Source organism: Georhizobium sp. MAB10 (assembly GCF_045012825.1).
Lineage (GTDB): Bacteria > Pseudomonadota > Alphaproteobacteria > Rhizobiales > Rhizobiaceae > Georhizobium > Georhizobium profundi.
Map to the genome: position 1 here is coordinate 35,715 of NZ_CP118314.1, position 24,688 is coordinate 60,402.

Annotated in this window: 26 protein-coding genes and 1 pseudogene; 21 read left to right on the forward strand and 6 right to left on the reverse strand. The window is 63.7% G+C overall.

Annotation, left to right across the window (positions count from 1 at the left end; translation table 11 throughout):
* Positions 1-31 precede the first annotated feature (31 nt).
* Both PU133_RS00195 and PU133_RS00200 read left to right on the forward strand, forming a co-directional pair.
* Positions 32-412: a DUF1049 domain-containing protein gene (locus tag PU133_RS00195; protein ID WP_404863025.1), complete on the forward strand. Its 381-nt coding sequence runs from the start codon at positions 32-34 to the stop codon at positions 410-412.
* Between the two features lie 30 nt (positions 413-442).
* Positions 443-1,414, forward strand: a complete 972-nt coding sequence (locus PU133_RS00200) for an ornithine cyclodeaminase family protein (protein ID WP_404863026.1) — start codon at positions 443-445, stop codon at positions 1,412-1,414.
* Between the two features lie 200 nt (positions 1,415-1,614).
* On the opposite strand, the gene PU133_RS00205 is transcribed toward PU133_RS00200, so the two are convergent.
* Complete coding sequence (locus PU133_RS00205; protein WP_404863027.1) at positions 1,615-2,070, reverse strand: CoxG family protein; 456 nt, start codon at positions 2,068-2,070, stop codon at positions 1,615-1,617.
* Positions 2,071-2,198: 128 nt separating this feature from the next.
* On the opposite strand from PU133_RS00205, the gene PU133_RS00210 reads away from it, so the two are divergent.
* The 16 genes from PU133_RS00210 (at position 2,199) to PU133_RS00285 (ending at position 16,928) form a co-directional block, all read left to right on the forward strand.
* Complete coding sequence (locus tag PU133_RS00210; protein WP_404863028.1) at positions 2,199-3,206, forward strand: class I SAM-dependent methyltransferase; 1,008 nt, start codon at positions 2,199-2,201, stop codon at positions 3,204-3,206.
* Entirely contained in the window at positions 3,203-4,039 is an 837-nt protein-coding gene (locus PU133_RS00215) for a TrmH family RNA methyltransferase (protein WP_404863029.1), read from the forward strand. Before PU133_RS00210 ends, PU133_RS00215 begins: the two co-directional genes overlap by 4 nt.
* Positions 4,040-4,044: 5 nt before the next feature.
* A complete protein-coding gene (gene lspA / locus PU133_RS00220) occupies positions 4,045-4,554 on the forward strand; it encodes a signal peptidase II (RefSeq protein WP_404863030.1) in 510 nt (169 codons plus the stop codon).
* Positions 4,555-4,617: 63 nt separating this feature from the next.
* Positions 4,618-5,619: an MDR family oxidoreductase gene (locus tag PU133_RS00225; RefSeq protein WP_404863031.1), complete on the forward strand. Its 1,002-nt coding sequence runs from the start codon at positions 4,618-4,620 to the stop codon at positions 5,617-5,619.
* Between the two features lie 60 nt (positions 5,620-5,679).
* Positions 5,680-6,360, forward strand: coding sequence for a tRNA (adenosine(37)-N6)-threonylcarbamoyltransferase complex dimerization subunit type 1 TsaB (gene tsaB, locus PU133_RS00230; RefSeq protein ID WP_404863032.1), 681 nt, complete (start codon positions 5,680-5,682; stop codon positions 6,358-6,360).
* Positions 6,357-6,848, forward strand: a complete 492-nt coding sequence (gene rimI / locus PU133_RS00235; protein ID WP_404863033.1) for a ribosomal protein S18-alanine N-acetyltransferase — start codon at positions 6,357-6,359, stop codon at positions 6,846-6,848. The genes tsaB and rimI overlap by 4 nt, the downstream gene beginning before the upstream one ends.
* Positions 6,849-6,963: 115 nt before the next feature.
* The gene (locus PU133_RS00240) at positions 6,964-7,344 is read left to right on the forward strand and encodes a Fur family transcriptional regulator (RefSeq protein WP_126012515.1); all 381 of its coding nucleotides are present in this window, start codon (positions 6,964-6,966) and stop codon (positions 7,342-7,344) included.
* Positions 7,345-7,393: 49 nt separating this feature from the next.
* The gene (locus PU133_RS00245) at positions 7,394-8,176 is read left to right on the forward strand and encodes a lysophospholipid acyltransferase family protein (RefSeq protein WP_404863034.1); all 783 of its coding nucleotides are present in this window, start codon (positions 7,394-7,396) and stop codon (positions 8,174-8,176) included.
* A 63-nt stretch (positions 8,177-8,239) separates the two neighbouring features.
* Complete coding sequence (gene miaB, locus PU133_RS00250) at positions 8,240-9,658, forward strand: tRNA (N6-isopentenyl adenosine(37)-C2)-methylthiotransferase MiaB (RefSeq protein WP_404863035.1); 1,419 nt, start codon at positions 8,240-8,242, stop codon at positions 9,656-9,658.
* A 59-nt stretch (positions 9,659-9,717) separates the two neighbouring features.
* Positions 9,718-10,755: a PhoH family protein gene (locus tag PU133_RS00255; protein WP_126012518.1), complete on the forward strand. Its 1,038-nt coding sequence runs from the start codon at positions 9,718-9,720 to the stop codon at positions 10,753-10,755.
* An 11-nt stretch (positions 10,756-10,766) separates the two neighbouring features.
* Positions 10,767-11,291: an rRNA maturation RNase YbeY gene (gene ybeY / locus PU133_RS00260; protein ID WP_404863036.1), complete on the forward strand. Its 525-nt coding sequence runs from the start codon at positions 10,767-10,769 to the stop codon at positions 11,289-11,291.
* Positions 11,288-12,496 (forward strand): hemolysin family protein, encoded by a 1,209-nt coding sequence (locus tag PU133_RS00265; protein WP_126006534.1) that lies wholly within the window; start codon positions 11,288-11,290, stop codon positions 12,494-12,496. The genes ybeY and PU133_RS00265 overlap by 4 nt, the downstream gene beginning before the upstream one ends.
* Before the next feature lie 128 nt (positions 12,497-12,624).
* Positions 12,625-14,214, forward strand: coding sequence for an apolipoprotein N-acyltransferase (gene lnt / locus PU133_RS00270; protein WP_404864599.1), 1,590 nt, complete (start codon positions 12,625-12,627; stop codon positions 14,212-14,214).
* A gap of 151 nt (positions 14,215-14,365) precedes the next feature.
* Positions 14,366-14,779 (forward strand): helix-turn-helix domain-containing protein, encoded by a 414-nt coding sequence (locus tag PU133_RS00275; RefSeq protein WP_126006538.1) that lies wholly within the window; start codon positions 14,366-14,368, stop codon positions 14,777-14,779.
* A gap of 183 nt (positions 14,780-14,962) precedes the next feature.
* Positions 14,963-16,210 carry a methionine adenosyltransferase gene (gene metK, locus PU133_RS00280; RefSeq protein WP_404863037.1) on the forward strand — a complete coding sequence of 416 codons (1,248 nt, stop codon included), beginning with the start codon at positions 14,963-14,965 and terminating at the stop codon, positions 16,208-16,210.
* Between the two features lie 19 nt (positions 16,211-16,229).
* A complete protein-coding gene (locus PU133_RS00285; RefSeq protein WP_404863038.1) occupies positions 16,230-16,928 on the forward strand; it encodes a tRNA (guanine(46)-N(7))-methyltransferase TrmB in 699 nt (232 codons plus the stop codon).
* Positions 16,929-16,955: 27 nt separating this feature from the next.
* Here PU133_RS00285 and PU133_RS00290 read toward each other — a convergent pair whose 3' ends face one another.
* From PU133_RS00290 to PU133_RS00305, 4 genes are all read right to left on the reverse strand, one after another.
* Entirely contained in the window at positions 16,956-17,984 is a 1,029-nt protein-coding gene (locus PU133_RS00290; protein WP_404863039.1) for a glucokinase, read from the reverse strand.
* Between the two features lie 41 nt (positions 17,985-18,025).
* Positions 18,026-18,355 carry a methylglyoxal synthase gene (locus PU133_RS00295; protein ID WP_404864600.1) on the reverse strand — a complete coding sequence of 110 codons (330 nt, stop codon included), beginning with the start codon at positions 18,353-18,355 and terminating at the stop codon, positions 18,026-18,028.
* A 134-nt stretch (positions 18,356-18,489) separates the two neighbouring features.
* A complete protein-coding gene (mepA, locus tag PU133_RS00300; protein ID WP_404863040.1) occupies positions 18,490-19,488 on the reverse strand; it encodes a penicillin-insensitive murein endopeptidase in 999 nt (332 codons plus the stop codon).
* Positions 19,489-19,560: 72 nt separating this feature from the next.
* Positions 19,561-21,375: a hypothetical protein gene (locus PU133_RS00305; RefSeq protein WP_404863041.1), complete on the reverse strand. Its 1,815-nt coding sequence runs from the start codon at positions 21,373-21,375 to the stop codon at positions 19,561-19,563.
* A gap of 128 nt (positions 21,376-21,503) precedes the next feature.
* On the opposite strand from PU133_RS00305, the gene PU133_RS00310 reads away from it, so the two are divergent.
* Positions 21,504-22,493, forward strand: a complete 990-nt coding sequence (locus PU133_RS00310; RefSeq protein WP_404863042.1) for a glycosyltransferase — start codon at positions 21,504-21,506, stop codon at positions 22,491-22,493.
* Positions 22,493-22,867, forward strand: coding sequence for a GtrA family protein (locus PU133_RS00315; RefSeq protein WP_404863043.1), 375 nt, complete (start codon positions 22,493-22,495; stop codon positions 22,865-22,867). Before PU133_RS00310 ends, PU133_RS00315 begins: the two co-directional genes overlap by 1 nt.
* A gap of 9 nt (positions 22,868-22,876) precedes the next feature.
* Here the strand turns inward: PU133_RS00315 and PU133_RS00320 are convergent, their stop codons facing one another.
* Positions 22,877-23,863 (reverse strand): Gfo/Idh/MocA family protein, encoded by a 987-nt coding sequence (locus PU133_RS00320; protein WP_404863044.1) that lies wholly within the window; start codon positions 23,861-23,863, stop codon positions 22,877-22,879.
* A 376-nt stretch (positions 23,864-24,239) separates the two neighbouring features.
* Here PU133_RS00320 and PU133_RS00325 point away from each other — a divergent pair.
* Positions 24,240-24,686, forward strand: a pseudogene (locus tag PU133_RS00325) (cell wall hydrolase); the annotation flags it as partial.
* Between the last annotated feature and the right edge of the window lie 2 nt (positions 24,687-24,688).

Consider the following 24,688-nt stretch of genomic DNA (forward strand, 5'->3'; position numbering starts at 1 on the left):
TTCACCAGTCATTACCAAGAGGCGCTTTCGCGTGAGAAAACTCGTCAACATCCTCATCCTGTTGCCCATCGCCGTCATCCTGATCGCCCTGTCGATCGCGAACCGCGGGGCGGTGACGCTGGCGCTGAACCCTTTCGCTCCGGATGACAGCGTGCTGTCGATCACGGGCCCGTTCTTCGTCTTTCTGTTCGTCACGCTGATGCTCGGCATCCTGATTGGCGGCCTCGCCACCTGGTTCACGCAAGGACACTACCGCAACCGCGCCCGCAAGCAGCGGTACGAGGCGGCGAAGTGGCAGAACGAGGCGGACCGGCAGCGCGAACGCGCCAACGATCTCGCCCGCCAGACAGGCGGTGCTTCACCGAATTCCCTGACGAGCGGCTCCGGGTCCAACTTGCCTGCCCGGACGTGATCCGCTCGCCATCTTGAAAGTGCGTTTCCCATGCGCGTGATCTCCGCCAGCGACGTCGACCGGGTGCTCAGTTACACGGCCCTTGCCGATGCGCTGGCTAGGACCTTTGCCGAGGGCGTTCAGGCGCCGACGCGGCATCACCACACTATAGAACGACCCGATGGCGCGGACACGACGCTGCTCCTGATGCCGGCCTGGAGCGACTTCTGCGCCCGGGGCACTTCGGCCGATGGCTATATCGGCGTGAAGCTCGTGACCGTCAGCCCGGACAACAACGCGCTCGCCAAGCCGGCCGTCATGGGCGTCTACATCCTTTCCGACGGGCAGACCGGCGAACCGCTCGCTCTCATCGACGGGCAAGCTTTGACGGTCTGGCGCACGGCCACCGCGTCGGCGCTCGCCGGCCGCTATCTCGCCCGCAAGAACGCAAGCAGCATGGCCATGCTCGGCGCCGGCCGGCTTGCCCCTCACCTCATCCGCGCGCACGCCGCCATGCGGCCGATCTCGCACGTCACGCTCTGGAACCGCAGCCGGGGGAACGCCGATGCGGTTGCCGAGGCGCTGCGCGACGACCCGTTCGAAGTCCGTGTCGTGGAAGATCGCGAGGAAGCCATCCGCGATGCCGATATTATTTCCTCCGCGACGATCTCTGAGACACCGCTGATCGACGGCCGGTGGCTGAAGCCCGGCGCGCATGTGGATCTCGTCGGCGCGTTCACGCCGAAGCTTCGGGAGAGCGACGACGAAACGGTGCGCCGGGCGACGCTCTTCGTCGACACGTTCGATGGCGCGCTCTCCGAAGGCGGCGACCTCGTCCAGCCGATCGCAGCCGGCATCGTGTCGCGTGATGACGTGAAAGCCGATCTCGCCATGCTCGCCAGCGGGACCCATCCCGGCCGAACGTCAGACGACGAGATCACGCTCTTCAAATCAACCGGCTGCGCCCTCGAAGATTTCGCCGCCGGAATTCTGGTCTATGAGACGGTAACTGGCGCGGCTTGATTCAGGCAGTGCTGCATACGGCCAGTTCGCAACGCATTGCCTTGGCGCAGTTCACCTAGATCATGATCCAAGTCCGTCATCCTAGGGCTTGTCCCCAGGATCCACCGGCACCTCCATTTAGGAAAAAAGCGCAGATGGTCGGGACAAGCCCGACCATGACGGGCAGATAGGGCGACCCGGGTCACATGCGGGCGCGCGCCTCAGGCCGACGCGTTGGCGCCGCTGACCACTTCGTTGAACTTGGCAAAGAACTGCCCGGCGAGCTTCTTGGCGGTGCTGTCGATCAGGCGGGAGCCCATTTGGGCGATCTTGCCGCCAACCTGTGCCTTGCAGTCATAGTTCAGCACCGTCTCGGCCCCGTCCTCCTCGAGCGACACGTCGGCACCGCCCTTGGCGAAGCCCGCGACGCCGCCCTTGCCTTCGCCCGAGATCGTGTAGCCCTTCGGCGCGTCGATGTTTTCCAGCGTCACGTTGCCGTTGAAGGTGGCGGACACGATGCCGATCTTCAGCTTCACGGTCGCCGCCATCGCGTTGTCGCCAGTCATCTCGAGAGACTGGCACCCCGGAATGCACTGGCGCAGGATTTCCGGGTCGTTCAGGGCCTCCCACACCTTCTCACGCGGTGCCTGGATGCGTTCGCTGCCATTCATTTCCATGAAGCCGTCCTCCGCGCTTTCACTTCGATTTCCGGGCCTTTCTTGCAATTCGCCGGGCGCTTTGCCAAGAGGGAGCGCAAGAGAATGCCTTAAAGTATGAGCCCGGCCATTTTGCGGCCCGCTCGCCCATGGATCCGCCCTTGAGTGCAAAGACACGACGCAGTCGAAGAGATGCGCCTGCCGAAGACGCGCAGAAACCGCCGCTTGCCGAACGTCCGCTGACGCAACGCCGCGGCGCGCGTCCGGCCGAGCGTGTGCCTGTCATTCTGGAAAGCGAAGGATCCGACGGTTACCGGCTCGTCGACAGCGGCATGGGCGAGAAGCTGGAGCAGTACGGCCCCTACCGCATCGTGAGACCGGAAGCGCAGGCGCTGTGGCAGCGCACGCTGCCGGCCAAAGAGTGGGACCAGGTCGACGCGGTCTTTACCGGCGATACCGAGGAAGACGGGATGGGCCGTTGGCGCTTCCCGAAGACGCCACTCGGCGAAACTTGGCCGATGAAGCTGCTGGACGTCGATTTTCATGGCCGCTTCACCGCGTTTCGCCATGTCGGCGTGTTTCCCGAGCAGATGGCGCACTGGTCGTGGATGGCAGAGCGCATTGCGCGTGCCGATCGGCCGCTCAAGGTGCTCAATCTCTTCGGCTATACCGGCGTCGCCTCTCTGATCGCCGCCGCCAACGGCGCGGAGGTCACCCATGTGGATGCCTCCAAGAAAGCGATCGGATGGGGACGGGAAAACCAGGCGCTCGCCCGGCTCGACGACAAGCCAATCCGCTGGATCTGCGACGACGCCATGAAATTCATCGCCCGCGAGGAGCGGCGCGGCAACCGCTACGACATCATCCTCACCGACCCGCCGAAATTCGGCCGCGGGCCAAATGGCGAGATCTGGCAGCTGTTCGACCATCTCGCCCTGATGCTCGACATCTGCCGCGAGCTCTTGAGCGAGCGGCCGGAAGGCCTCGTCCTGACGGCCTATTCCATCCGCGCGTCGTTCTATTCGATCCATGAGCTGATGCGCGAGACGATGCGCGGCGCCGGCGGCACGGTGGAATCGGGCGAGCTCATCCTGCGCGAAAGCGAGGCGGGCCGCGCACTTTCGACCTCCCTCTTTTCACGGTGGCTGCCCAAATGACCGAACGCCGCCGCATTGGCCAGGTGAAGGAGGTCACGAGCCTCACCAACCCCCTGATCAAGGACATTCGTGGTCTCACCCAGAAAAAGAACCGTGAGGAGAGCGGGCAGTTTCTGGCCGAGGGCCTGAAGCTCGTCATCGACGCGCTCGATCTCGGCTGGACGATCTCGACGCTGATCTACGCCAAGAACGCCAAGGGGCGCCCGCATGTGGAGCCGACGGCGCTGAAGGCACTGAACGCCGGTGCGCTGGTGCTCGAAGTCAGCGAAAAAGTGCTGTCGACGATCACGCGGCGGGACAATCCGCAGATGGTCGTCGGCGTGTTCGAGCAGCGGTATGGCAAGCTCGACCGGCAAACGCCGGCCAGGGGCGAGACCTGGCTTGCGCTCGACCGGGTGCGCGATCCCGGCAATCTCGGCACCATCATCCGCACCGCCGATGCGGCCGGCGCGTCCGGTATCGTGCTCGTCGGCGAAACGACGGATCCGTTCGCGCTGGAGACGGTGCGGGCAACCATGGGCTCCATCTTCGCCGTGCCGCTCTACCGGGCCTCGGTTCCTGAGTTCCTCGCCTGGTGCGCAAAGCACAAGGCACCGCTCGTTGGCACACACCTCGAAGGTGCGGTGGACTATCGCACCATCGACTTCAAAAAAGCACCGACAGTGCTCCTGATGGGCAATGAGCAACAGGGCCTGCCGCAGGAATTGTCGTCTGCCTGTTCGGCGCTCGCGCGCATTCCGCAGCAGGGTCGGGCCGACAGCCTTAATCTTGCCGTCGCGACCGGGCTGATGCTCTTCGAGGCGCGCCGGCATTTTCTTTCCCTGGAGACATGACCCCGATGGCCAAGCCCACCCCCCTTTCCCGGCCCCTGCCGGCGCTTGGCCTGCTGGCACTGCTGATTGCTGCCGATCAGGCGATCAAGCTCTGGGTCGAGGCGGCTCTGCCACTGCAGCAGCCGATCGAATTGCTGCCGATGCTGGCGCTCTTCCGCACCTACAATGAGGGCATCGCGTTTTCCTTCCTCGCCGGACAGTCGGAATGGACGCTGGTTGCGGTGACGACGTTGATCGTCTGCTTCGTCGTCTATCTCTGGCGGTCGACCGCGCCGGATCGGTTCTTCGCCCATCTTGGCTATGCGCTGATCGTCGGCGGTGCCATCGGCAATCTGATCGACCGGGCGGCCTACGGCCACGTCGTCGATTACATCCTTGTCTATACCGAGACCTGGTCCTTTGCCGTCTTCAACCTCGCCGACAGCTTCATCACCATCGGCGCGGTTTCGATCGTGCTCGATGAAATTCTTGCATGGCGGCAGGGCCGGACCACACCGAAAGACCAAGCCGAATAAGGTTTCGCATCGGGCAAGACGCGCCTATTTCTTGAGTTGGATTGCAAGCGAAGGAGGAAGCGCATGCAGGAGCCGTTCAGGGCCATTGTCGTCTCGCGCGATGAGAACAAGAAGCAGTCGGTGGCGATCACCGAACTCACGAGCGCCGATCTGATGGAAGGCGACGTCGTCGTCGAGGTCGAGGCGACAACCGTCAACTACAAGGATGGGCTTGCCATCACCGGCAAAGGGCCGGTCGTGCGCCGCTGGCCGATGGTTCCCGGCATCGATGCCGCCGGCACGGTCGTTTCTTCCACCGGCACGGAATTCAAGGCAGGGGACAAGGTGCTGCTCAACGGGTTTGGCGTCGGCGAAACCCATCTCGGCGCCTACGCCCGCTACATGCAGCTCAAGAGCGACTGGCTTATCCCGCTGCCGGAGGGCATGAGTACCCATGACACGATGGCTGTCGGCACGGCAGGTTACACGGCGATGCTCTCCGTCATGGCGCTTGAGCGCCACGGGATCACGCCGGCATCCGGGCCGATCGCTGTGACCGGTGCGAATGGCGGGGTCGGCACGGTCGCGATCGCGCTTCTCTCGAAGCTCGGCTTTGAGGTGGTCGCCTCGACCGGTCGCATGGGCGAAGCGGACTTTCTGAAATCGCTCGGCGCGACCGAAGTGATCGACCGGACGGAGCTCTCCGAACCCGGCAAGCCGCTCGGCAAGGAACGTTTTGCCGGCGGTATCGACGCGGTCGGCAGCCATACGCTGGCCAATCTTCTGGCCCAAACCCGCTATGGTGGCGTGGTCGCGGCCTGCGGTCTTGCCCAGGGCATGGATTTGCCGACGACGGTCGCCCCGTTCATCCTGCGCGGCGTCACGCTTTGCGGAATCGATTCGGTGATGGCGCCGAAGCCGGTGCGTATCGAGGCGTGGCAGCGCATTGCCAAGGACCTCGACATGGAGAAACTCAAGGCGATTTCGAAGACGATCGGCTTTGAGGATATCATCGGCGCGGCAACGGATATTCTGGACGGCAAGATCCGCGGACGGGTCGTCGTCGACATGACAACCTCCGCCTAAGGCGCAAGCGCTGTGCAGCTCGTCGTTTACCCGATCGCTGCCAGCGGCTAGACCGGTGCCATGATCATTCTCGCCCTCGATTCTTCGGCCAATCTTTGCGCCGCGGCTTTCTACGACGCGTCCAGCGACACCACGCTGGGACGCGTCGTGGAGGATATCGGCCGAGGTCATGCGGAGCGCATGATGGCGGTGATCGAAGCGGCACGGGCCGAGGCTGGCATTGCCCTCAAACAAATCGACCGGATCGCCGTGACGGTTGGCCCTGGCTCGTTCACTGGCATCCGCGTGGGTGTCGCCACCGCGCGCGGGCTGGCGCTGGCGCTCGGGCGCCCTTCCGTTGGGGTGACCACACTCGAGGCGTTGGCAGCTTCAGCCGAGACTGCGAATACAGCCATCATGGCCGTTCTCGATGCACGGCGTGACGAGGTTTTCGCGCAAGTCTTCGCAGCCGACGGCACGCCACTGACCGATCCGGCCGCACTGTCCGTGGCGGAAGCGGCGGATCTGGCGACGCGCCATGATGCCCGCCTCATCGGCACCGGCGCGTCTCTCGTTGCTTCCCTGACAGGCCAGCCGGAGCGCGTAATCTCCGAAGCGGGCACGGTCGAGATCCTGGATGTCGCCCGGATCGGGGCAGGAAAAACCGCGAGCGCACCGCCGGCCCCGCTCTATCTGCGATCGCCCGATGCCAAGCCGCAGGAGGCCTACTTCCTGGCGCGGCAGGAGCGATTGGCGCGATGATCGGCGGCTTCTTCTCCCGCACCGCCGATGTCGAGGTCGTGCCGATGGAACAGGCCGACTGCGATCGCGCGGCCGAGCTGCATGGTGCGAGCTTTTCGCGGCCCTGGAGCGCGGAGGAAATCGACGTTCTCCTGACGCAGACCAACGTGTACGGTTTCGTCGCACGTCAGTCTCCGGCGGGACGCGGATCCTTTGCCGGCTTCATATTGCTGCGCACGGCGGCGGACGAGGCCGAAGTGCTGACGATCGCCGTGCGCGAAAAATTCCGCAGCCAGGGCATCGGCTGGCGGCTGATGCTTGCCGGTATCCGGCAGATGCGCCAGGAAGGCGTCGCCTCGATCTTTCTGGAGGTCGATGCCGCAAATCTGCCGGCGCTGGCACTTTACCGCCGACTCGGCTTCGTCCAGGTGGGCGAACGAGAGGCCTACTACAAAGCCGCCGATGGACGACGGACGACGGCGCTTGTCATGCGGCTTGATCTGATTTAGTGCGGCTAACCCTCGCCGGTCGTGCTCTGACGGCGGGGAACTGAACGATAAGAGGGTCGGAGCGTTCGTGACCAGCGAGACAAAGCCACTGGAAGAACGCTGCGCCGAGCGCGGCATGCGCATGACCGAGCAGCGCCGCGTCATCGCGCGCGTGCTCGATGGCGCGGACGACCACCCGGACGTGGAAGAGCTCTACCGCCGCTCCGTCGAGGTGGATCCGAAAATTTCCATCTCGACCGTCTACCGCACCGTGCGTCTGTTCGAGGATATCGGCATCATCGAGCGGCACGATTTCCGAGATGGGCGTTCGCGCTACGAAACGGTGCCGGAAGAACACCACGACCACCTCATCGACCTCAAGACCGGGCAGGTCATCGAGTTCCATTCGGCCGAAATCGAAGCGCTGCAGGAGCGGATCGCCCGCGAGCACGGCTTTCGTCTTGTAGACCACCGGCTGGAGCTCTACGGCATCCCGCTCAAGAAAGGCGATGCCTGAGAGTGCGTGCACGCTCGGTGCTTGAGCTCCCGCGGAAGACGAGACTGCGATGATCGGCTGGCTGCGTCTCGTCTATGTCGCCCTCGCCTTTCTGGCCATCACCGCGGTTCTTTTGCCGCCTCACCTTTTTGCATTGTGGCGTGATCAGCCGCTCGCGCGCCGCATTCCGCGGCTTTGGCACCGGCTGATGTGCCCCGTTCTCGGTCTGAAGGTCACCACGCGCGGTACTCGGCATCCGAACGGCCCGCTGATGCTGATTTCGAACCACGTGTCGTGGCTCGACATCATCGCGCTCGGTTCGGTTGCAGACGTGGCGTTCATCGCCAAATCGGAAGTGAAGGACTGGCCGGTCTTCGGGCGGCTGGCACGTTGGCAGCGCTCGATCTTCGTCGAACGCAGCCAGCGGCGCTCCACCGGCGAGCAGGTCAGCGCCATCACTGAGAGGCTTGAGCGGGGCGAGATCGTCGTTCTCTTTGCCGAGGGCACGACGTCGGACGGCAACCGTGTTCTGGAGTTCAAGTCATCGCTGCTTGGCGTTGCCCGCCAGGCCGGCCAAGATGCCCATGCCGGCGTGGTGCTGCAGCCGGTTTCAATTGCCTATAACCGCATCCAGGGCCTGCCGATGGGGCGGCGACATCGCTTCCTCGCCGCATGGCCGGGCGATGTCGAGCTCCTGCCGCACCTTTTGACGGTGCTGCGCGAAGGCGCGATCGACGTGGAGATCTGCTTCGGCAAACCGTGCGAGGTGTCGGACGCGCGCGATCGCAAGGTGGTGAGCCGGCTGATGCGTGAGGAAGTCGAGACCATGCTCGCGGAAGCGCTTCGGCGCTAGACTTCTCCGCTTTTGCTGCAACCGGCATTTTCTTCCGCCGCCGGACCGACTAAATAGGCGGCCATGCAATCAACCAGCACCCCTTTGGCAAGCACGCCTTCGCCCGCCGACAATTCTTCTGCGCCGGCGGATTCCAATCAGCGCAAGGTCTATGTGAAGACCTATGGCTGCCAGATGAACGCTTACGATTCCGATCGCATGGCGGACGCGCTGGCGAAGGACGGCTACGCCCGCACGGAGCGGCCGGAGGATGCGGACCTTTATCTCATCAACACCTGCCACATCCGCGAAAAGGCGGCCGAAAAGGTCTATTCCGAGCTCGGTCGCCTCGCCAAGCAGAAGGCGAAGGCAGAACCCGGCGCCAAGGATTTTCTCGTCGGCATCACGGGCTGCGTCGCGCAGGCCGAAGGGCAGGAAATCTTCCGCCGCGCTCCGGTGGTCGACCTCGTCGTCGGCCCGCAAACCTATCACCGGCTGCCCGAGATCGTCAGCGAAGCGCGCGCCGGGCGTCGCGTGGTCGATACCGACTATGCGATCGAGGACAAGTTCGCGCATCTGCCGCGGCCCGACCGCAAGATCGTCCAGGCGCGCGGCGTCACGGCCTTCCTCACCGTGCAGGAAGGCTGCGACAAGTTCTGCGCCTTCTGCGTGGTACCCTATACCCGTGGCTCGGAAGTCTCCCGATCGGTGGCGCAAATCGTGGCCGAGGCGGAAGCGCTGGCCGAGGCAGGCGTGCGCGAACTCACTCTTCTCGGCCAGAACGTCAATGCGTGGCACGGCGCGGGCGCCGATGGTCGGCAATGGGGGCTGGGCGAACTTCTCTTCCGTCTGGCGGAAGTGCCCGGCATCGCCCGCCTTCGCTACATGACGAGCCACCCCCGCGACATGGACGATGCGCTGATCGCGGCGCATCGTGACCTCTCGCAGCTGATGCCGTATCTCCACCTGCCGGTGCAGTCCGGATCGGATACGATCCTCAAAGCGATGAACCGCCAGCACAAGGCGGACGACTATCTGCACCTGATCGATCGGATTCGCGCCGCTCGGCCCGACATTGCGCTTTCGGGCGATTTCATTGTCGGTTTCCCTGGTGAGACCGATGCGGATTTTGAAGCGACACTCCGCCTGATCGAAAACGTCGGCTATGCGGCTGCCTACTCGTTCAAATACTCGCCACGACCGGGCACACCTGCGGCGGAAGCCACGGATCTGCTGCCCGAAGAGGTGAAGTCGGAGCGTCTGCTGCGCCTGCAAGCGCTTGTCACAAAGCAGCAATATGCTTTCCAGCAAGGGTGCGTCGGCAAGACCGTGGACCTGCTGATCGAGAAGCCGGGACGTCGCGAAGGCCAGATCGTCGGGCGCTCTCCGTGGTTGCAGCCAACAATTGTTGATGCAAAGGCCGGTGCGATCGGCGACATTGTGAAGGTACGAATCACGGCGAGCGAGGCCAACAGTCTCTTTGCCGAATGCATCCAAGGCTGATAGTTTGTCGATGAGTTGAGCGAAAGGAGCCCCACCGCTTGCAAGCGCACGATCCCGTCATGACACCGCCGGACAGAAGCGCCTCCGGCGCCTCCGACACCACCCACATCGTGCTCACCTTCGACAACAACAGACTTGCAAGCGCGCTGTTTGGCCAGTTCGACCAGAACCTCGCTCTCATCGAGCAGAAACTCGGCGTCGATGCCCGTGCCCGCGGCAACCAGGTCGCGATCCGCGGCGATGCTACGGCGACGGACCATGCCCGCCGCACACTCGATTTTCTCTATGAACGCCTGCAGTCCGGCAGCGAAATCGCTGCGTCCGACGTGGAAGGGGCCATTCGCATGGCGATTGCGTCGGACGACCAGCTGATCTTCCCGACCATGGAACGCAAGGGCAAGATGGCGCTTGCGCAGATCTCCACCCGCAAGAAGACGCTGGTGGCGCGTACGCCGACGCAGGATGCCTACATCCGCGCGATGGAGCGCAGCGAACTCGTCTTCGGCATCGGGCCGGCCGGTACCGGCAAGACCTATCTCGCGGTCGCCCACGCGGCGCAGCTGCTGGAGCGCGGTGCGATCGACCGCATCATCCTGTCCCGTCCGGCCGTCGAAGCAGGCGAGCGCCTGGGCTTTCTTCCGGGCGACATGAAGGAGAAGGTCGATCCCTATCTCCGCCCCCTCTATGACGCACTCTACGACATGATGCCCGGCGACAAGGTCGAGCGGGCGATCACCGCCGGCGTCATCGAAATCGCGCCGCTCGCCTTCATGCGCGGCCGCACGCTGACCAACGCCGTCGTCATTCTCGACGAAGCGCAGAACACGACGTCGATGCAGATGAAGATGTTTCTGACGCGTCTGGGCGAAAACGCCCGCATGATCGTGACCGGAGACCCGAGCCAGATCGACCTTCCGCGCGGGGTGAAATCCGGTCTGGTCGAGGCGCTGCGCATCCTCAAGGGCGTCGAGGGCGTGATTACCTGCCGCTTCCGCGACGTCGACGTGGTGCGCCACCCGCTGGTGGCACGCATCGTTCGCGCCTACGACGCCGACAGCACCATGATCGACGAAAGCGGCAAGCCCGATCCGCGATGAGCGCGGCCGCGATGGGTACGATCGACATCCAGGTCACGGTAGAGGCAGGCGACTGGCCGGCGGAAGAAGCGTTGTACGAGACGGCGACCCGAGTGCTCGGGGCCGCAAACGCCTATCTGTCCACCGAGCTTCATCAGCCATTCCCCGCCATGTCGCCGGAGCTGTCGCTGCTCTTCACGAATGACGCGGCGATGCGGACGATCAACGCCGAATGGCGCGACAAGGACAAGCCGACGAACGTCCTGTCTTTCCCCGCATTTCCACTGGTTCCAGGGGGCGTGCCGGGACCGATGCTTGGCGACATCGTGCTCGCAAGTGAAACAATTGCCAATGAAGCCAAGGACTTACAACGAAGTTCAGGCGATCATCTGGCGCATCTCCTCGTGCACGGCTATCTTCATCTCTTCGGCTACGACCATATCGAGGTCGAGGATGCTGAGATCATGGAACACCATGAGATCCGTATTCTTGCCACACTCGGCATATCAGACCCATATGAGGGACAATCCCTCTTGGACACGACGAAGAGACAATGAACGAACAAGTTCGAATGCCCCTGCCGTCTCCCGCCTCCGATGAGAGCGGCGAAGACGGCTCCCAACCTCCGAGTACGAAGCCTCAGCAGCGCAGACGGACCGGCCCCTTAAATCTATGGTCCAAGGCGACGCGCTGGTTGAGGCCCACAGATCGCAACAATATCCGCGATAATTTCGCCGACGCTCTCCTGAGCGACGCCGAACACAATCTCGCGTTCTCACCCGAAGAACGCGCCATGCTGCACAACATCCTGCGGCTGCGCGAAGTGCGCGTGGAAGACGTGATGGTGCCGCGTGCCGACGTCGACAGTGTCGATCAGACCACGACCCTTGCGGAACTGCTCGTCCATTTCGAGGAATCCGGGCACTCGCGCATGCCGGTCTATGCCGATCATCTCGATGATCCGCGCGGCATGGTTCATATCCGTGACCTTCTCGGCTACATCACCAAGCAGGCCCGGTCCAAACGTCGGGCGACGACCACCAAGACCAGCGGTGCCGCGAACGCCAATGGCCAGGCTGGCAGTGGCGACAAGGCCAAGCCGCGGCCCGCGGTCGATCTCGGGCGGGTGGATCTCTCGAAGACCGTCCAGGAAGCCGGCATCATCCGCAAGGTGCTGTTCGTGCCGCCATCCATGCTCGCTTCCGACCTCATGGAGCGCATGCAGGCGACGCGCACCCAGATGGCCCTCGTCATCGATGAATATGGCGGGACCGACGGTCTCGTTTCGCTGGAAGACATCGTCGAGATGGTCGTTGGCGACATCGCGGACGAGCATGACGATGAAGAAGTCATGATCACGCGATCGTCCGACGACGTCTTCCTGGTGGATGCCAAGGCCGAACTCGAGGATATCGCGGAAGCGATCGGCCCTGATTTCGATGTGTCCGAACAGATCGAGGACGTTGACACGCTGGGCGGCCTGATCTTTTCGGAGCTCGGCCGCATTCCGGCCCGCGGGGAACTCGTCCAGGCGCTGCCCGGCTTCGAGTTTCATGTGCTCGACGCCGATCCTCGCCGCATCAAGCGGGTTCGCATCGTGCGCAAGCGCCACAACGACCGCCGCCGCCGTCCGGCACGGCCGGAGTTGGAAAGCAACGCTCAGCCGCTCGCTCTGCCGGCACCCGAGCCTGTGAACGAGCAGCCCATCGCAGCGGTATCGCCACCGGTGCCGCAGCCGCTGGAGCAGTCGCAAAGAGGCTGACGGCGCACTCGGGTGCCTGATCCTTCATCCCCACACAGATCAGCCGCCGCTGCCTTCGAGACAGCGGCGGCTTTTTTTGGAAGGATGGCGCCGGCGATTCGGGCAAGGGGCAAGCCATCATGAATACATTGGAAGTGTTCGCAGGCAGCCTCATGCTCGCCTGGGGTTGGCAGCGGGCAGTCATTGCCATCCTGGCCGGTGCGCTCGCCGTGCTGGCACTGCCGCCGTTCGACTTCTTCTTCGCGATGTTCCTGACGTTTCCGATCCTCGTCTGGCTTCTCGACGGCGCAAGTGGCGATCCGGACCGGGGGTTCCTGCGTCGCCTCTGGCCCGCCTTCGTGACCGGCTGGTATTTTGGCTTCGGCTATTTCCTTGCTGGCCTCTGGTGGCTTGGGAACGCGCTCCTGGTGGAGGCCGAAAGCTTCGCCTGGGCCATTCCCCTTGCCGTTCTGGGTCTGCCTGCCTTTCTCGCGCTGTTTTTCGGCTTCGGCACGGCGATCGCCCGCATTTTGTGGTCCGACGGTCTCGGGCGCATTGCGGCTCTCGCCTTCGGGCTTGCGCTCATGGAGTGGCTGAGAAGCTTCATCCTGACGGGCTTTCCGTGGAACACGATCGGCTATGGCGCGATGCCGCTGCCGGTTGCCATGCAGACGGCGCCGATCCTCGGGCTGAACGGCATCACCGCCCTTTCCATCTTCACCTTTTCCATGCCGGCGCTTCTGGCGACACGCCAGCATATGCGGCTCGGTCTTGCATTGGCCGCAGCACTCGTGGCCGCCCATCTCGGCTACGGTGCCTATGTGCTAAACACGGCGACCGCTACCCCAGCCGAAGGCGCGCCGACGATCCGCATCGTCCAGCCCTCCATCCCGCAATCGACCAAATGGGACGAAGCGGAACGCGACCAGATTTTCGAACAGCACCTGGCACTGACCCGGCAGGCTCCGGCGGAGGGCGGGCCTGTGCCCTCGCTCATCGTCTGGCCGGAAACGGCTGCACCCTTCATTCTGACCGAAGCGCCGATCGCGCTCGAAGCGATCGCGCAATCCCTACAGCCGGGCCAGCAGCTCGCCACCGGCGCGATCCGGATGGAAACGGTGCCGGGTGATGGGGTGCGCTACTACAATGCGATCAGCGTCATCGGCGAGGATGGCGAGATCATCGCCTCCGCCGACAAGGTTCATCTCGTACCGTTCGGCGAATATCTGCCGCTGACGGACCTCATGAGCTCGCTCGGGTTCTCGGCTGTGGCGCAGATGCCGGAGAGCTTCACGCCTGCACCGGCCACAAGCCTGCTGACGCTGCCGACCGGCACCGCGCTTCCCCTGATCTGCTACGAAGCCATCTTCCCGCTGGAACTGCCAGAGGGAGACAACACCCCCGATTTTATCCTCAACGTCACCAACGATGCCTGGTACGGCGCGACGCCGGGTCCCTACCAGCATTTCCGGCAGGCGCAGGTTCGCGCCGTCGAGCTCGGCCTGCCGCTCGTTCGTGCGGCCAACAACGGGATATCGGCAATTACCGACAGCCAGGGGCGAATCATCGAAGGGCTCGGACTGGATGCCGTGGGGGTCATCGACGCTCAGGTGCCGCCCAAAACCGTATCAAATTGGAACAACAGCGATCGCACACAAAACTTCTGGTTGATAATCGTGATACTTTTGTTAGGAGCTGCTACTGCGCGTTACGGTTTCAAGCGCCGGAGAATTGACTAAAAACCCCTAGAATTGCATAGTCATTTGCAAGGGCAATCTCGCGTATAGTGACCATACGGCTCGTTCAATCTCGGACGGGGCGACGCGCCACCTTGCTATATCGGAACCCTTGTCGAGCAATTTTCGGGTGGCCGCGCGCAGAGGTAGTGTCATGATCACTAACAAGAAGAAGCCCAATCCTATCGACATCCATGTCGGCAGCCGCATTCGCCTGAGACGAACGATGATGGGGATGAGCCAGGAAAAGCTTGGCGAGAGCCTGGGCATCACCTTCCAGCAGATCCAGAAATACGAAAAAGGCACCAACCGCGTCGGTGCCAGCCGCCTTCAGAACATTTCCTCTATCCTGAGCGTCCCGGTATCGTTCTTCTTCGAAGATGCTCCCGGAGACACCTCCGCGCCGGGTGGCTTTTCCGAGGCGGCCAGCCCCAATTATGTCGTCGACTTCCTGTCGTCTTCGGAAGGACTTCAGCTCAATCGTGCCTTCGTGCGCATCGAAGATCCGAAGGTTCGCCGCAAGCTGATCGAACTGGCCAAGGCGCTGGCAGGCGATCAACCAGACTAGCAATCACGGAGAGCGAAAGGGCGCCGTCGACCCGATCCTCCGCCATGAGCCCGTTCTATCCGAAGCGCGACTTGCGGATGGAAATGCTCATATCAAGATATATTTATGTCGTTCTACGCTTGTTTTTGGGCTTCGCCTTCAATATCACAGGGCGAGATTTGAAAGCCTGAAAAGGGTCATGGAATGGCGCGCGCCGAATACTTCTTTACGAGCGAATCCGTCTCCGAAGGTCATCCCGACAAGGTCTGCGACCGCATCTCGGACGAAATCGTCGATCTCGTCTACAAGGAAGCCAAGAAGACCGGCGTTGATCCCTGGACGGTGCGTGTCGCCTGCGAGACCCTTGCCACGACGAACCGCGTCGTGATTGCCGGCGAAGTGCGCATTCCCGAAACGCTCATGAAGAAAGACAAGGACGGGAAGTCGGTCATCAACCCGTCCCGGTTCAAGTCGATCGCGCGCCGCGCCATCCGTGACATCGGTTACGAACAGAACGGCTTCCATTGGAAGACGGCGAAGATCGACGTGCTTTTGCATTCGCAGTCGACCGACATCGCGCAGGGCGTCGACAATGCTTCAGACAACCAGGGCTTCGAAGGTGCCGGCGACCAGGGTATCATGTTCGGCTACGCCTGCCGCGAAACCGCGGAGCTGATGCCGGCGCCGATCTACTATTCCCACAAGATCCTCGAGGTGCTGGCAGCGGCACGCAAGAAGGGCGAAGGCGATGTCGCGGGCCTCGGCCCGGACTCCAAGAGCCAGGTCACGGTACGCTATGTCGACGGCAAGCCCGCCGAAGTCACGCAGATCGTGCTTTCGACCCAGCACTACGACGGTGCCTGGGATTCCAAGAAGGTCCGCTCGGTCGTCGAGCCTTACATTCGCGAAGCGCTGAGCGACATCCAGATCGCCGACGACTGCGTCTGGTACATCAATCCGACCGGCAAGTTCGTCATCGGCGGCCCCGATGGCGACACGGGCCTCACCGGCCGCAAGATCATCGTCGACACCTATGGCGGCGCAGCGCCCCATGGCGGCGGCGCGTTTTCGGGCAAGGACACGACCAAGGTCGACCGTTCCGCCGCATATGCAGCTCGCTACCTCGCCAAGAACGTGGTTGCAGCCGGGCTTGCAGAGCGTTGCTCGATCCAGCTCGCTTACGCAATTGGCGTGGCTCAGCCGCTGTCGGTCTATGTCGACCTCTACGGCACGGGCACGGTCAGCGAAGAAGCCATCGAAGCTGCCGTGCGCAGCGTGATGGATCTGTCGCCGACCGGTATCCGCAAGCACCTGGATCTGAACAAGCCGATCTACGCCAAGACCTCCGCCTACGGCCATTTCGGCCGCAAGGCTGGTCGCGATGGCTCGTTCTCCTGGGAGAAGACCGACCTGATCAAGGCCCTGAAGGACGCCGTCAAGCAGGCAGCTTGACGGCATCCCGGCGCTTTCCATGACGGAACCAAGACGTGAACGATCGACGGAGGCCTTTTTCGGCCGCCGCCGCGGGAAGCCTCTGACCGAGCTGCAGAGCGAGCGGATGCGCGACCTCCTCCCGCGTCTGCGTCTCGATCTCGACACTGCGCCGCCATCCGACCTGAAGACGCTGTTTGCGGCGCATGTCGACCTCGTGCGGCTGGAAATCGGGTTTGGCGGCGGCGAGCATCTCCTGCATCGCATCGAGGAAAACCCGCGCACGGGCTTCATCGGTGTCGAGCCCTTCGTCAACGGCATGGCAAAATTTCTGCGCGCCGTGGCGGAGACCCCCGGCGACCGCATCCGGGTCTATGAAGACGATGCGACGCGGGTGCTGGACTGGCTGCCGGATGCCTCGATCGACCACATCGACCTGCTTTATCCGGACCCGTGGCCGAAGCCGCGTCACTTCAAGCGGCGCTTCGTCAATCCGGGCAATCTCGACCGCTTCGCCCGGGTGCTGAAGCCCGGCGGGGCCTTCAACTTCGCGTCCGACATCGACACCTATGTCGACTGGACGCTCGGCCATTGCGACCTTCATCCGGCGTTCGAATGGCTGGCGACGCGCCCGACCGACTGGCACACACCCTATGCCGGCTGGCCAGGCACGCGGTACGAGGAGAAGGCGATCCGCGAAGGGCGCAAACCCTGCTATTTGAGGTTCCGCCGGGCCTAACCCCGGCGTTCACCGCGTACGCTGGCTTCAAAGACCGCCGCGCTTCCAGTGGCGGCCTTCGATCGCGATGCCGAAAAGTCCCGGCGTGCGCGCATAGGCGGCAAGACCCGAGAGCGCCGCGAGCGGATGCGTCATGACGAATGTCGGCATCGCACACAGAAGCCCCTGATGCGGAGCCTTGTCTTCGAAGGCGGCGCGGAACTCCGGTCCCTCGAGCGCCTTGATGACCTTCTGCGAGATGCCGCCGGCCAGATAGACACCGCCCTGCGCCATGAAGATCAGCGCTAGGTCGCCAGCGCAACGGCCGAGATAGGTCGCAAAGAGCCGTAGCGTCTCGGCGGCAGGTTCCTCGCCAGCAAGACCGGCGGTGGTGATGTCGGCCGGTGTGGAGAGAGAGGCATCCCGCCCGTCGGCCGCGCAGATCGCCCGATAGATATTCACGATCCCGCGGCCGCACAGGAGCTGCTCGGCCGAGATACGACCGTCGATCTGCTCCAGATGCGGAAAAATCTCGAAATCGCGCTTGGAGCGCGGCCCCATGTCGATATGGCCACCCTCGCCCGGCACCGGGATCCACCGGCGCTGTGCATAGACGAGGCCGGCGACGCCAAGACCCGTGCCGGGTCCGAGCACGATGCGTGACGCATGCGGCTCGATGCGGCCTTTGCCGATCTGGTGCCGATGGCTCTCATCGAGCGACGCGACGGCGAGTGCCTGAGCGGCGAAGTCGTTGACGACCACCACCTCGTTGAACCCGAGCTCGGCAATCATCTGCTTGGGGCGCACGACCCAGGGACAGTTGGTCAGATCGATCTCGTCGCCATCGACCGGGCCGGCGACGGCAAGGATGGCGCTGCGCGGCTGCAGGCTCGTCTTGTCGAGCACACTCGTCTGGATCGCCTCGTCGATGGTCGCGAAATCGGCAGTCGCGACATTCGGGAAGGCCTTTGGCTCAGAGTGGGCGTCCACCAGGATGGCGAAGCGGGCATTGGTGCCGCCGATATCCCCGATCAGGATCGGAAAAGGAAAGTTCGGCTCATTGTCGTGCTGCGCCATCGTCGCTTCCTGTCTGCAATTTTCACTATGGGTCGCACCGTTCAGCGGCGCAACAATATCTCGGCTGTCGCGCGGTTGAGCGCCATCGGTATGTCATAGACGATGGCAAGGCGCATCAGCGCTTTCACATCGACGTCGTGCGGCATAGGCGTTAGTGGATCGACGAAGAAGATCATCATGTCGATCTTCCCTGTTGCGATGAGCGCGCCGATCTGCTGATCGCCGCCCAGAGGACCGCTTTTCAACCGAACGAGTTCCAAGTCAGGCACCGCTTCGAGCACACGACCGCCGGTCGTTTCCGTCGAAGCAATCCGCAGGCCCTTCAAGTCGGCGGCGTGAGCGGCCGCGAACGCGACCATCTCGTCCTTCATCTTGTCATGCGCAATCAGCGCTACCGTCTTCCGCCCAGTCGACACCGCCTGTCGCCCCACCGATTAAATCGATTTGATATCGGAACGTATAGCGAAGCCGCTCGATCATTGGAAGTCGCAGCGCTGTTTCCCGCTTATTGAAAAGGCCGTGGCGTGGGGATCGGAACCGGTGCGAAGCCTGTTGCAGAACTCGGCATGGCGGCTTGCGTCCCGCTCGCGTAGGTGACGGCCGCTTCCGATGCCGGAGCCGCCGCATCGAGCACCTGGGCGCAGGCGCGCGGCAGATCGGAAAGCGGCGTGATCCGCGGCTTGGGCGGTGCGGGCGGCGGATCGTCCGGCTGGGCCCATGGCTCCTCGGTGAACCACCATGCGAGCGACGCGTCACAGCCCGAGCCAGCCGCCACGGGCTGCTGCGCCGTGCAGCCGGATGAACCGGGCGGGCACTTCATGCGGATGTGGAAATGGTAATGGTGGCCATAGGCTGGCCGGACCTTGCCGAGGTTCGATCGATCACCGGAATAGCTGTCGCAAAGCTTCTGCTTGATGCCGGGATGAACGAAGATGCGCTCTACCTGGGGATAGCTCGCCGCCCGCATGATCAACCGGCCATGGGCTTCGGACCAGCGGTTGGGGTCGACCTGCAACGAGCCATCGGCCAGCACGGAGGGCGCTTCTGTGTCCTCGCGCTCCTGCGCCGTCAGACGTCGGTTCGGCATCGGCGTCAGCCAGATGTCGGCATCGAGGCCGATCTGGTGCGATGCGTGGCCGGACAGCATGGGACCGCCACGGGGCTGGGAGATATCGCCGACGAGAAGTCCCGGCCAACCATCCTGCGCCGCCGCTTCACGCGACAGACGATCGAGGAGCGCGATCATGTCGGGATGGCCCCAGCGGCGATTGCGGGAAAGGCGCATGGCCTGCCAGGTCGGCCCGTCTGTGGGTATGGCGATGCCGCCGGCGAGGCAGCCCTTGGAATAAAAGCCGATCGGTGCCGGCGCCGTCGCGGCCGGCAAGGTACGGGCGCCGAAAAGCTCCTTGGCATCCTGCGCGGTGGCCGGAAGCTCGGCCGCCAGCAAGGCGATGACAACAGCTCCCCAGACGCTCGCGCGCTTAAACAATCTCGATCGAGCCAAGGCTTCACTCCCGCGTTTCGCGAGTGACGGTAGCGAAGATTGCGATTCGAGGGAATCGTGTCGGCTTCGCGCTCAGCGAACCCGGAAGATCGATATGTCGCCGACGCTCGGCACGGGCTCGAGATAGGACGGCACGCGGCCCTCTCCGATCGCGGCATAGAGCCCGTCCGGTGCGCGACGGGCGAGCATCCGCGTTTCCGGATCGCCTGGGCAATAGACGAGGATCCCGACGCCCGCTCCCTGCATGAAGGCACGCGCGCTTTCGGGCGGCTCCATCGCAAGATGGAGTTGCGTGAGCATACCGCCCTGATTGCGGTGATAGGGCGCCGATAGCACGCGATGGCCCGTAAAGCGCAGGATCGACGCGCCGAGATTGGAGACGGAGGACACGGTGGTCGGGGCCAAGCCGCGCAACGGGGCCAGCGCCTCCGCCGTCTGGCAGGACCGCGCAGTCGGGGAAGGCACATCGGCCGCATTCGCAGTCTCTTCGCTGAAGGCCAGATGCCCGGCGATCGCCCAGGAGGTCGGTGTCAGGGCGATCACCGCCGCGCAGAAAGCCAGTGCGCGGCGCCAATTGCCGGGTTCGACATGCATCCGGGCACGCAGTGCCGCGACCACCGGCACGAACGCAAAGATCGCGAAGAGATTGCCGAAGACGGCGCCGCGCACCTGGACGGATGCGACGAGCAGCGCGGTGGCCAGCAGCAGAGCAAGCGTCAGCGCCTGGCGACGGCGATTGCCGGTCCAGGCTGCGTAAAGGCAAAGCGCAAGCGCTGCGAGCGACAGCAGATAGTTGCTGATCAGCGCCTCCGGTGTGCTTCTGGCGAGATCCATCAAGGATTGCGCTTCCGTCACCTTCTCCAGCCACAATTCGCGCAGCATCGGGTCGAGCCCGGCAAGTGGATTGGCGAAGCATTGGGGCGCGAATGCAAGCGCTGCAGCCCCCGTCAGCGCTCCGACCCCGGCCAGCATCATGAAACGCCCAGGCAGTTCTTGCCGACGCCCCAGCGCTGCCGCAGCGAACAAAGCCCCGGCGCCGACGACGCCTGGCAGGTAGAAACCGGCCGAGTAGGCATCGCAATAGGCGACCATGCGGGCGCCCGGCGGCACAGTGGCAAGGAAGGTCGCGGTCAGCGTCGCGACGAAGGCGAGCGTGAAACCCTCAACGCCTGGCCGCGCCCTTTCGCCAAGCGCAAGCCAGACGAAAGCAACCGCAAGGCACGCAGCCGCCACGATCGGCATGGTTTCGGCACCGATGCTGAGCGCCAACGCGCCGGCCGCGCCGGCCACGGCAAACGCCGCCCTGCTTGGCTCGCGCTGCAGCAGGCCGCCTGCCATTGCTGCCAGGAGGACGAGCTGGACATTATGGTGATCGATCGCGCCCGGCGAGAACCGGTTTATGCCGACCGTGTACATGGCACCGAGAAACAGTACTGCCACGACGGCGTGCGGCCCCTCGCTGCGAAACGAAAGCGCAAGCGCGGAGAGAAGCGCGAGAAGCAGCAGCGCAGGCCATAGCGCAAGCGCAAGCGCCTCGCCGGTCGCGCCCGGCACGATCGCCTGGAAGAGCGTGATCAGGTTGGCGATGGGCAGATCCACCAGTCGTGACCAGTGCATCTCGGTGCCCGCTTCAAGTCCGAGCCTGTATTGGGTGAAGTCGAACCAGCCCTGTCCGGCAAGCAGATCGCGCACCTGGACGAGGCGCATGACGTCGTCATTGTCGGCGCCGACATAGTCGCCGTCATCGAAGCGTCGCGCGACGAGCACCGCAAAGGCCATCACGAAGGTGGCAAGCGTCGGCCAGAAAATCCCGACGCGGGAGGTTATCGGGGTATCTGTTTTCGGGACCGCCCGCTCGGCGACGCCATCCGCTGTCCCAGCCGCCATGTTGCCTTACCCCGCGCCCGCAAAACAAAGAACTTCTCGGGCTGCAACCTAGCCTTAACCTTCCCAAGAAATAGTAAAGCGCCCGGAGCAGCCGGCCAAAACGTCCAACGCTTGAGGATGGACAGAAGATGCAGGCCTACGACATCGCCGTCCTCATTCCTTGCTACAACGAGGAGGCGACGATCTCTTCCGTCGTTGCCGATTTTCGGCGGGTGCTGCCGGATGCGCGGATCTACGTCTACGACAACAATTCATCCGACCGCACCGCGATGCTGGCCAAGCTTGCCGGTGCGACCGTCGTGCGCGAGCGCCGGCAGGGCAAGGGCCATGTCGTACGCCGCATGTTCGCCGACATCGACGCCGACATCTACGTCATGGCCGATGGCGACGGCACCTATCCCGCCGACGATGCGCCGGAACTCGTGCTGACCCTGATCAGCGAACGGGCAGACATGGTCGTCGCGACCCGCAAGGACGTGACGCGCGACGCCGGCCGCAAGGGTCACGCATTCGGCAACCGGATCTTCAACAGCATCTACCGGCGTCTGTTCGGGCGCGATTTCACCGACATCTTCTCCGGCTACCGCGCGTTTTCGCGACGCTTCGCGAAGAGCTTTCCGGCACTTTCCGCAGGCTTCGAGATCGAAACGGAAATGTCGGTCCATGCATCGCAGCTCAAGCTGCCCGTGGCCGAAATCCCCGTCGTCTACGGGCGGCGTCCGGAAGGATCGCACAGCAAGCTCGGCACGTTCCGCGATGGCGGTCGCATCCTGTGGATGCTGGCGCTTCTGATGAAGGAAACGCGGCCCTTCACCTTCTTCGGTTCGATCGCGCTTGGCTTCGCGGTGGTCTCGCTCGGCTTCATGGTCCCGGTGCTGATCGAGTATTTTCGCACGGGGCTCGTCGACCGGTTGCCGACCTGGGTTCTGGCAGTCGCGCTCAGCCTCATGGCGCTCGTCGCCTTCGTGTCCGGGGTCATCCTGGATTCGGTTGCGCGCGGGCGCGCCGAGCAGAAACGCGTGTACTATCTGACTTTGAAACCCGGCTTTGCGCCAACGGCCGAGCGCACGGACGCGCAACCTGCCGCCAAGACCAAATCCACACGCAAAGTCGCCTGATGCGGCGCGTGCTTGCCTTCGGCATGGTGGGTGCCATCGGCTTCGCCGTCGATGCAGGCGTTCTCGCATCTGGCCTGCATGTCGGGCTGGATCCACTGATCGCGCGCATCGTCTCGATCGGAACGGCCCTGCTGGTGACCTATGTGCTCAACCGCGCGGTGACCTTCGGCAAGAGCGATCGCTCGGTGGCTGCCGAAGGTCTGCGCTATGGCGGCGTGGGCTTGAGCTCGGCCGGGCTCAACTACCTCATCTATGCGGGGCTTCTTCTTGCCTTCCCGCGGCTCATGCCGCTGGCCGCGCTTGTCGCGGCCTCGGCCGCGGCAGCGCTCTTTTCCTATGTCGGCTATCAGAAGCTCGTCTTCCGGCGGCCCTGACTCCGCCTGTCAGATAGTTTCCCAGCCTTCGTGCTCGCCTGCCCTGAAGATCGCATCGATCACCTTCTGATTGGCGCGCGACGCCTCCAGTTCGAACAGGTCGACATCGCCGCCGGCGATCTTCTCGGCAAAGGCTTCGGCCTGGAGGCGATACTGGCGCACGCCGGAGAAGCGGAAAACCTCCGAACGGTCGCGCTTCACCGAGTGCAGCGTGACGCTGGCCAAATCGTACTCACCCGCATTGAAGGGCGCAGCCACTTCGATCGTGCCCTGATCTCCGTGGAAGACCATTGCCTGGCGCAGCGCCATCTGGGTGGAGCAGTAGAACCCCATCTCGAAATCGCCGAAGTCGACGACCGCGCTGGCATAACGGTCGGTGCCGAAATCCGGATCGCGTTCGACCGTGGCACGCACGCGCTGCGGCTCCATGCCGGTCGCAAACCTTGCCGTGATGACGGGATAAACGCCGATATCGGCGAGCGCCCCGCCGCCGAGTGCCAGCTGGTTGCGCATATTGCCGGGGTCCCGGTTGGCATAGGTAAAGGCGCCGTCGATGCGCCGCAGCTTGCCGATCGCGCCGCCGGCGATCAGTTCGCGCACCTTGCGCCACTGGGGATGGTAGAAGACCATGAAGGCCTCAGAGACGACGACGCCGGCCTTGTCGCGCGCGGCGATCACCTCGTCGATCTGCTCGGCCTTCAGCGCCAGCGGCTTTTCCACCAGCACATGCTTGCCGGCCTCTGCGGCGCGCACGGCCCATTCGACATGCTGGCTCGTCGGCAGCGGAATATAGACCGCGTCGACGTTCGGCGAGGCGAGAAGCGCATCATAACTGCCGTGCACTTCGGAGATCCCAAAACGTTGCGCCGTCTCACGCCCGCGCTCCAGGTCGCGGCTCCCGATGGCCGTGACGACGCAATTGCCCGCGTCCAGGAGCGCCGGGATCACGTGTTCGCGCGCGATCTTGGCCGTCGAGAGAATTCCGAAGCGCATCATGGTTCTTTCCTTGCGTGATGGCTGACTGGTGCTGGAGCCATACAGGCAGGCCGCGCGCTTGTCATCGACCAGCGCTGCCGCATCGCTGTTGCCGATGCGCAACATAGGCGCCGCGCGTCCGATTTTCGCGGAATAGCCGGCAGCGCCCTTTCGTTAACGCCTCGTCAATCACATCAGGAGACGAGCGATGCGCTACCGGACAGGGCGCGTTGCCGGCATTCTCCGTCAGGGACTGCTTCAGGCTGCGGCACTCGCGGCAGCGCTGATGCTCGTCCCCATGACGGCCCATGCCAGCACCGCAGACTACATTCCCCGCTATCTCGACATCCGCACACCCGAACATCTGCGCGGCGTTCCAATCGACCGGCAGCAACGTGATTGCCTGGCACAGGCGCTTTACCATGAAGCGCGTGGAGAAACGGAACTCGGCCGCATTGCGGTTGCCCAGGTGATCCTCAACCGGGTACGCGCCAAGGTCTATCCGGACACGATCTGCGGGGTCGTTTACGAGAACCGGCACATGAAGAATCGCTGTCAGTTTTCCTTCGCCTGCGACGGGGTCAGCGATCGGCCGCGGGACGCAAAGTCCTGGCGATCAGCGGTCAGGCTCGCAAACGGAATCCTCTGCATCGGCGGCTGCGCCCGACGGGCGGCTTCACCGGAAATCGAGCGGCTCAGCCGGGGGCTCAAATCGGCGACGCATTACCACGCCACCTATGTGCGGCCGCGATGGGCACGCGCGAAGAAGCGCGTTGGCCAGATCGGCCTCCACATCTTCTATCGCAGCGAACGCGTGGCGCGCACCATGCCGGCGTCCTACTGACA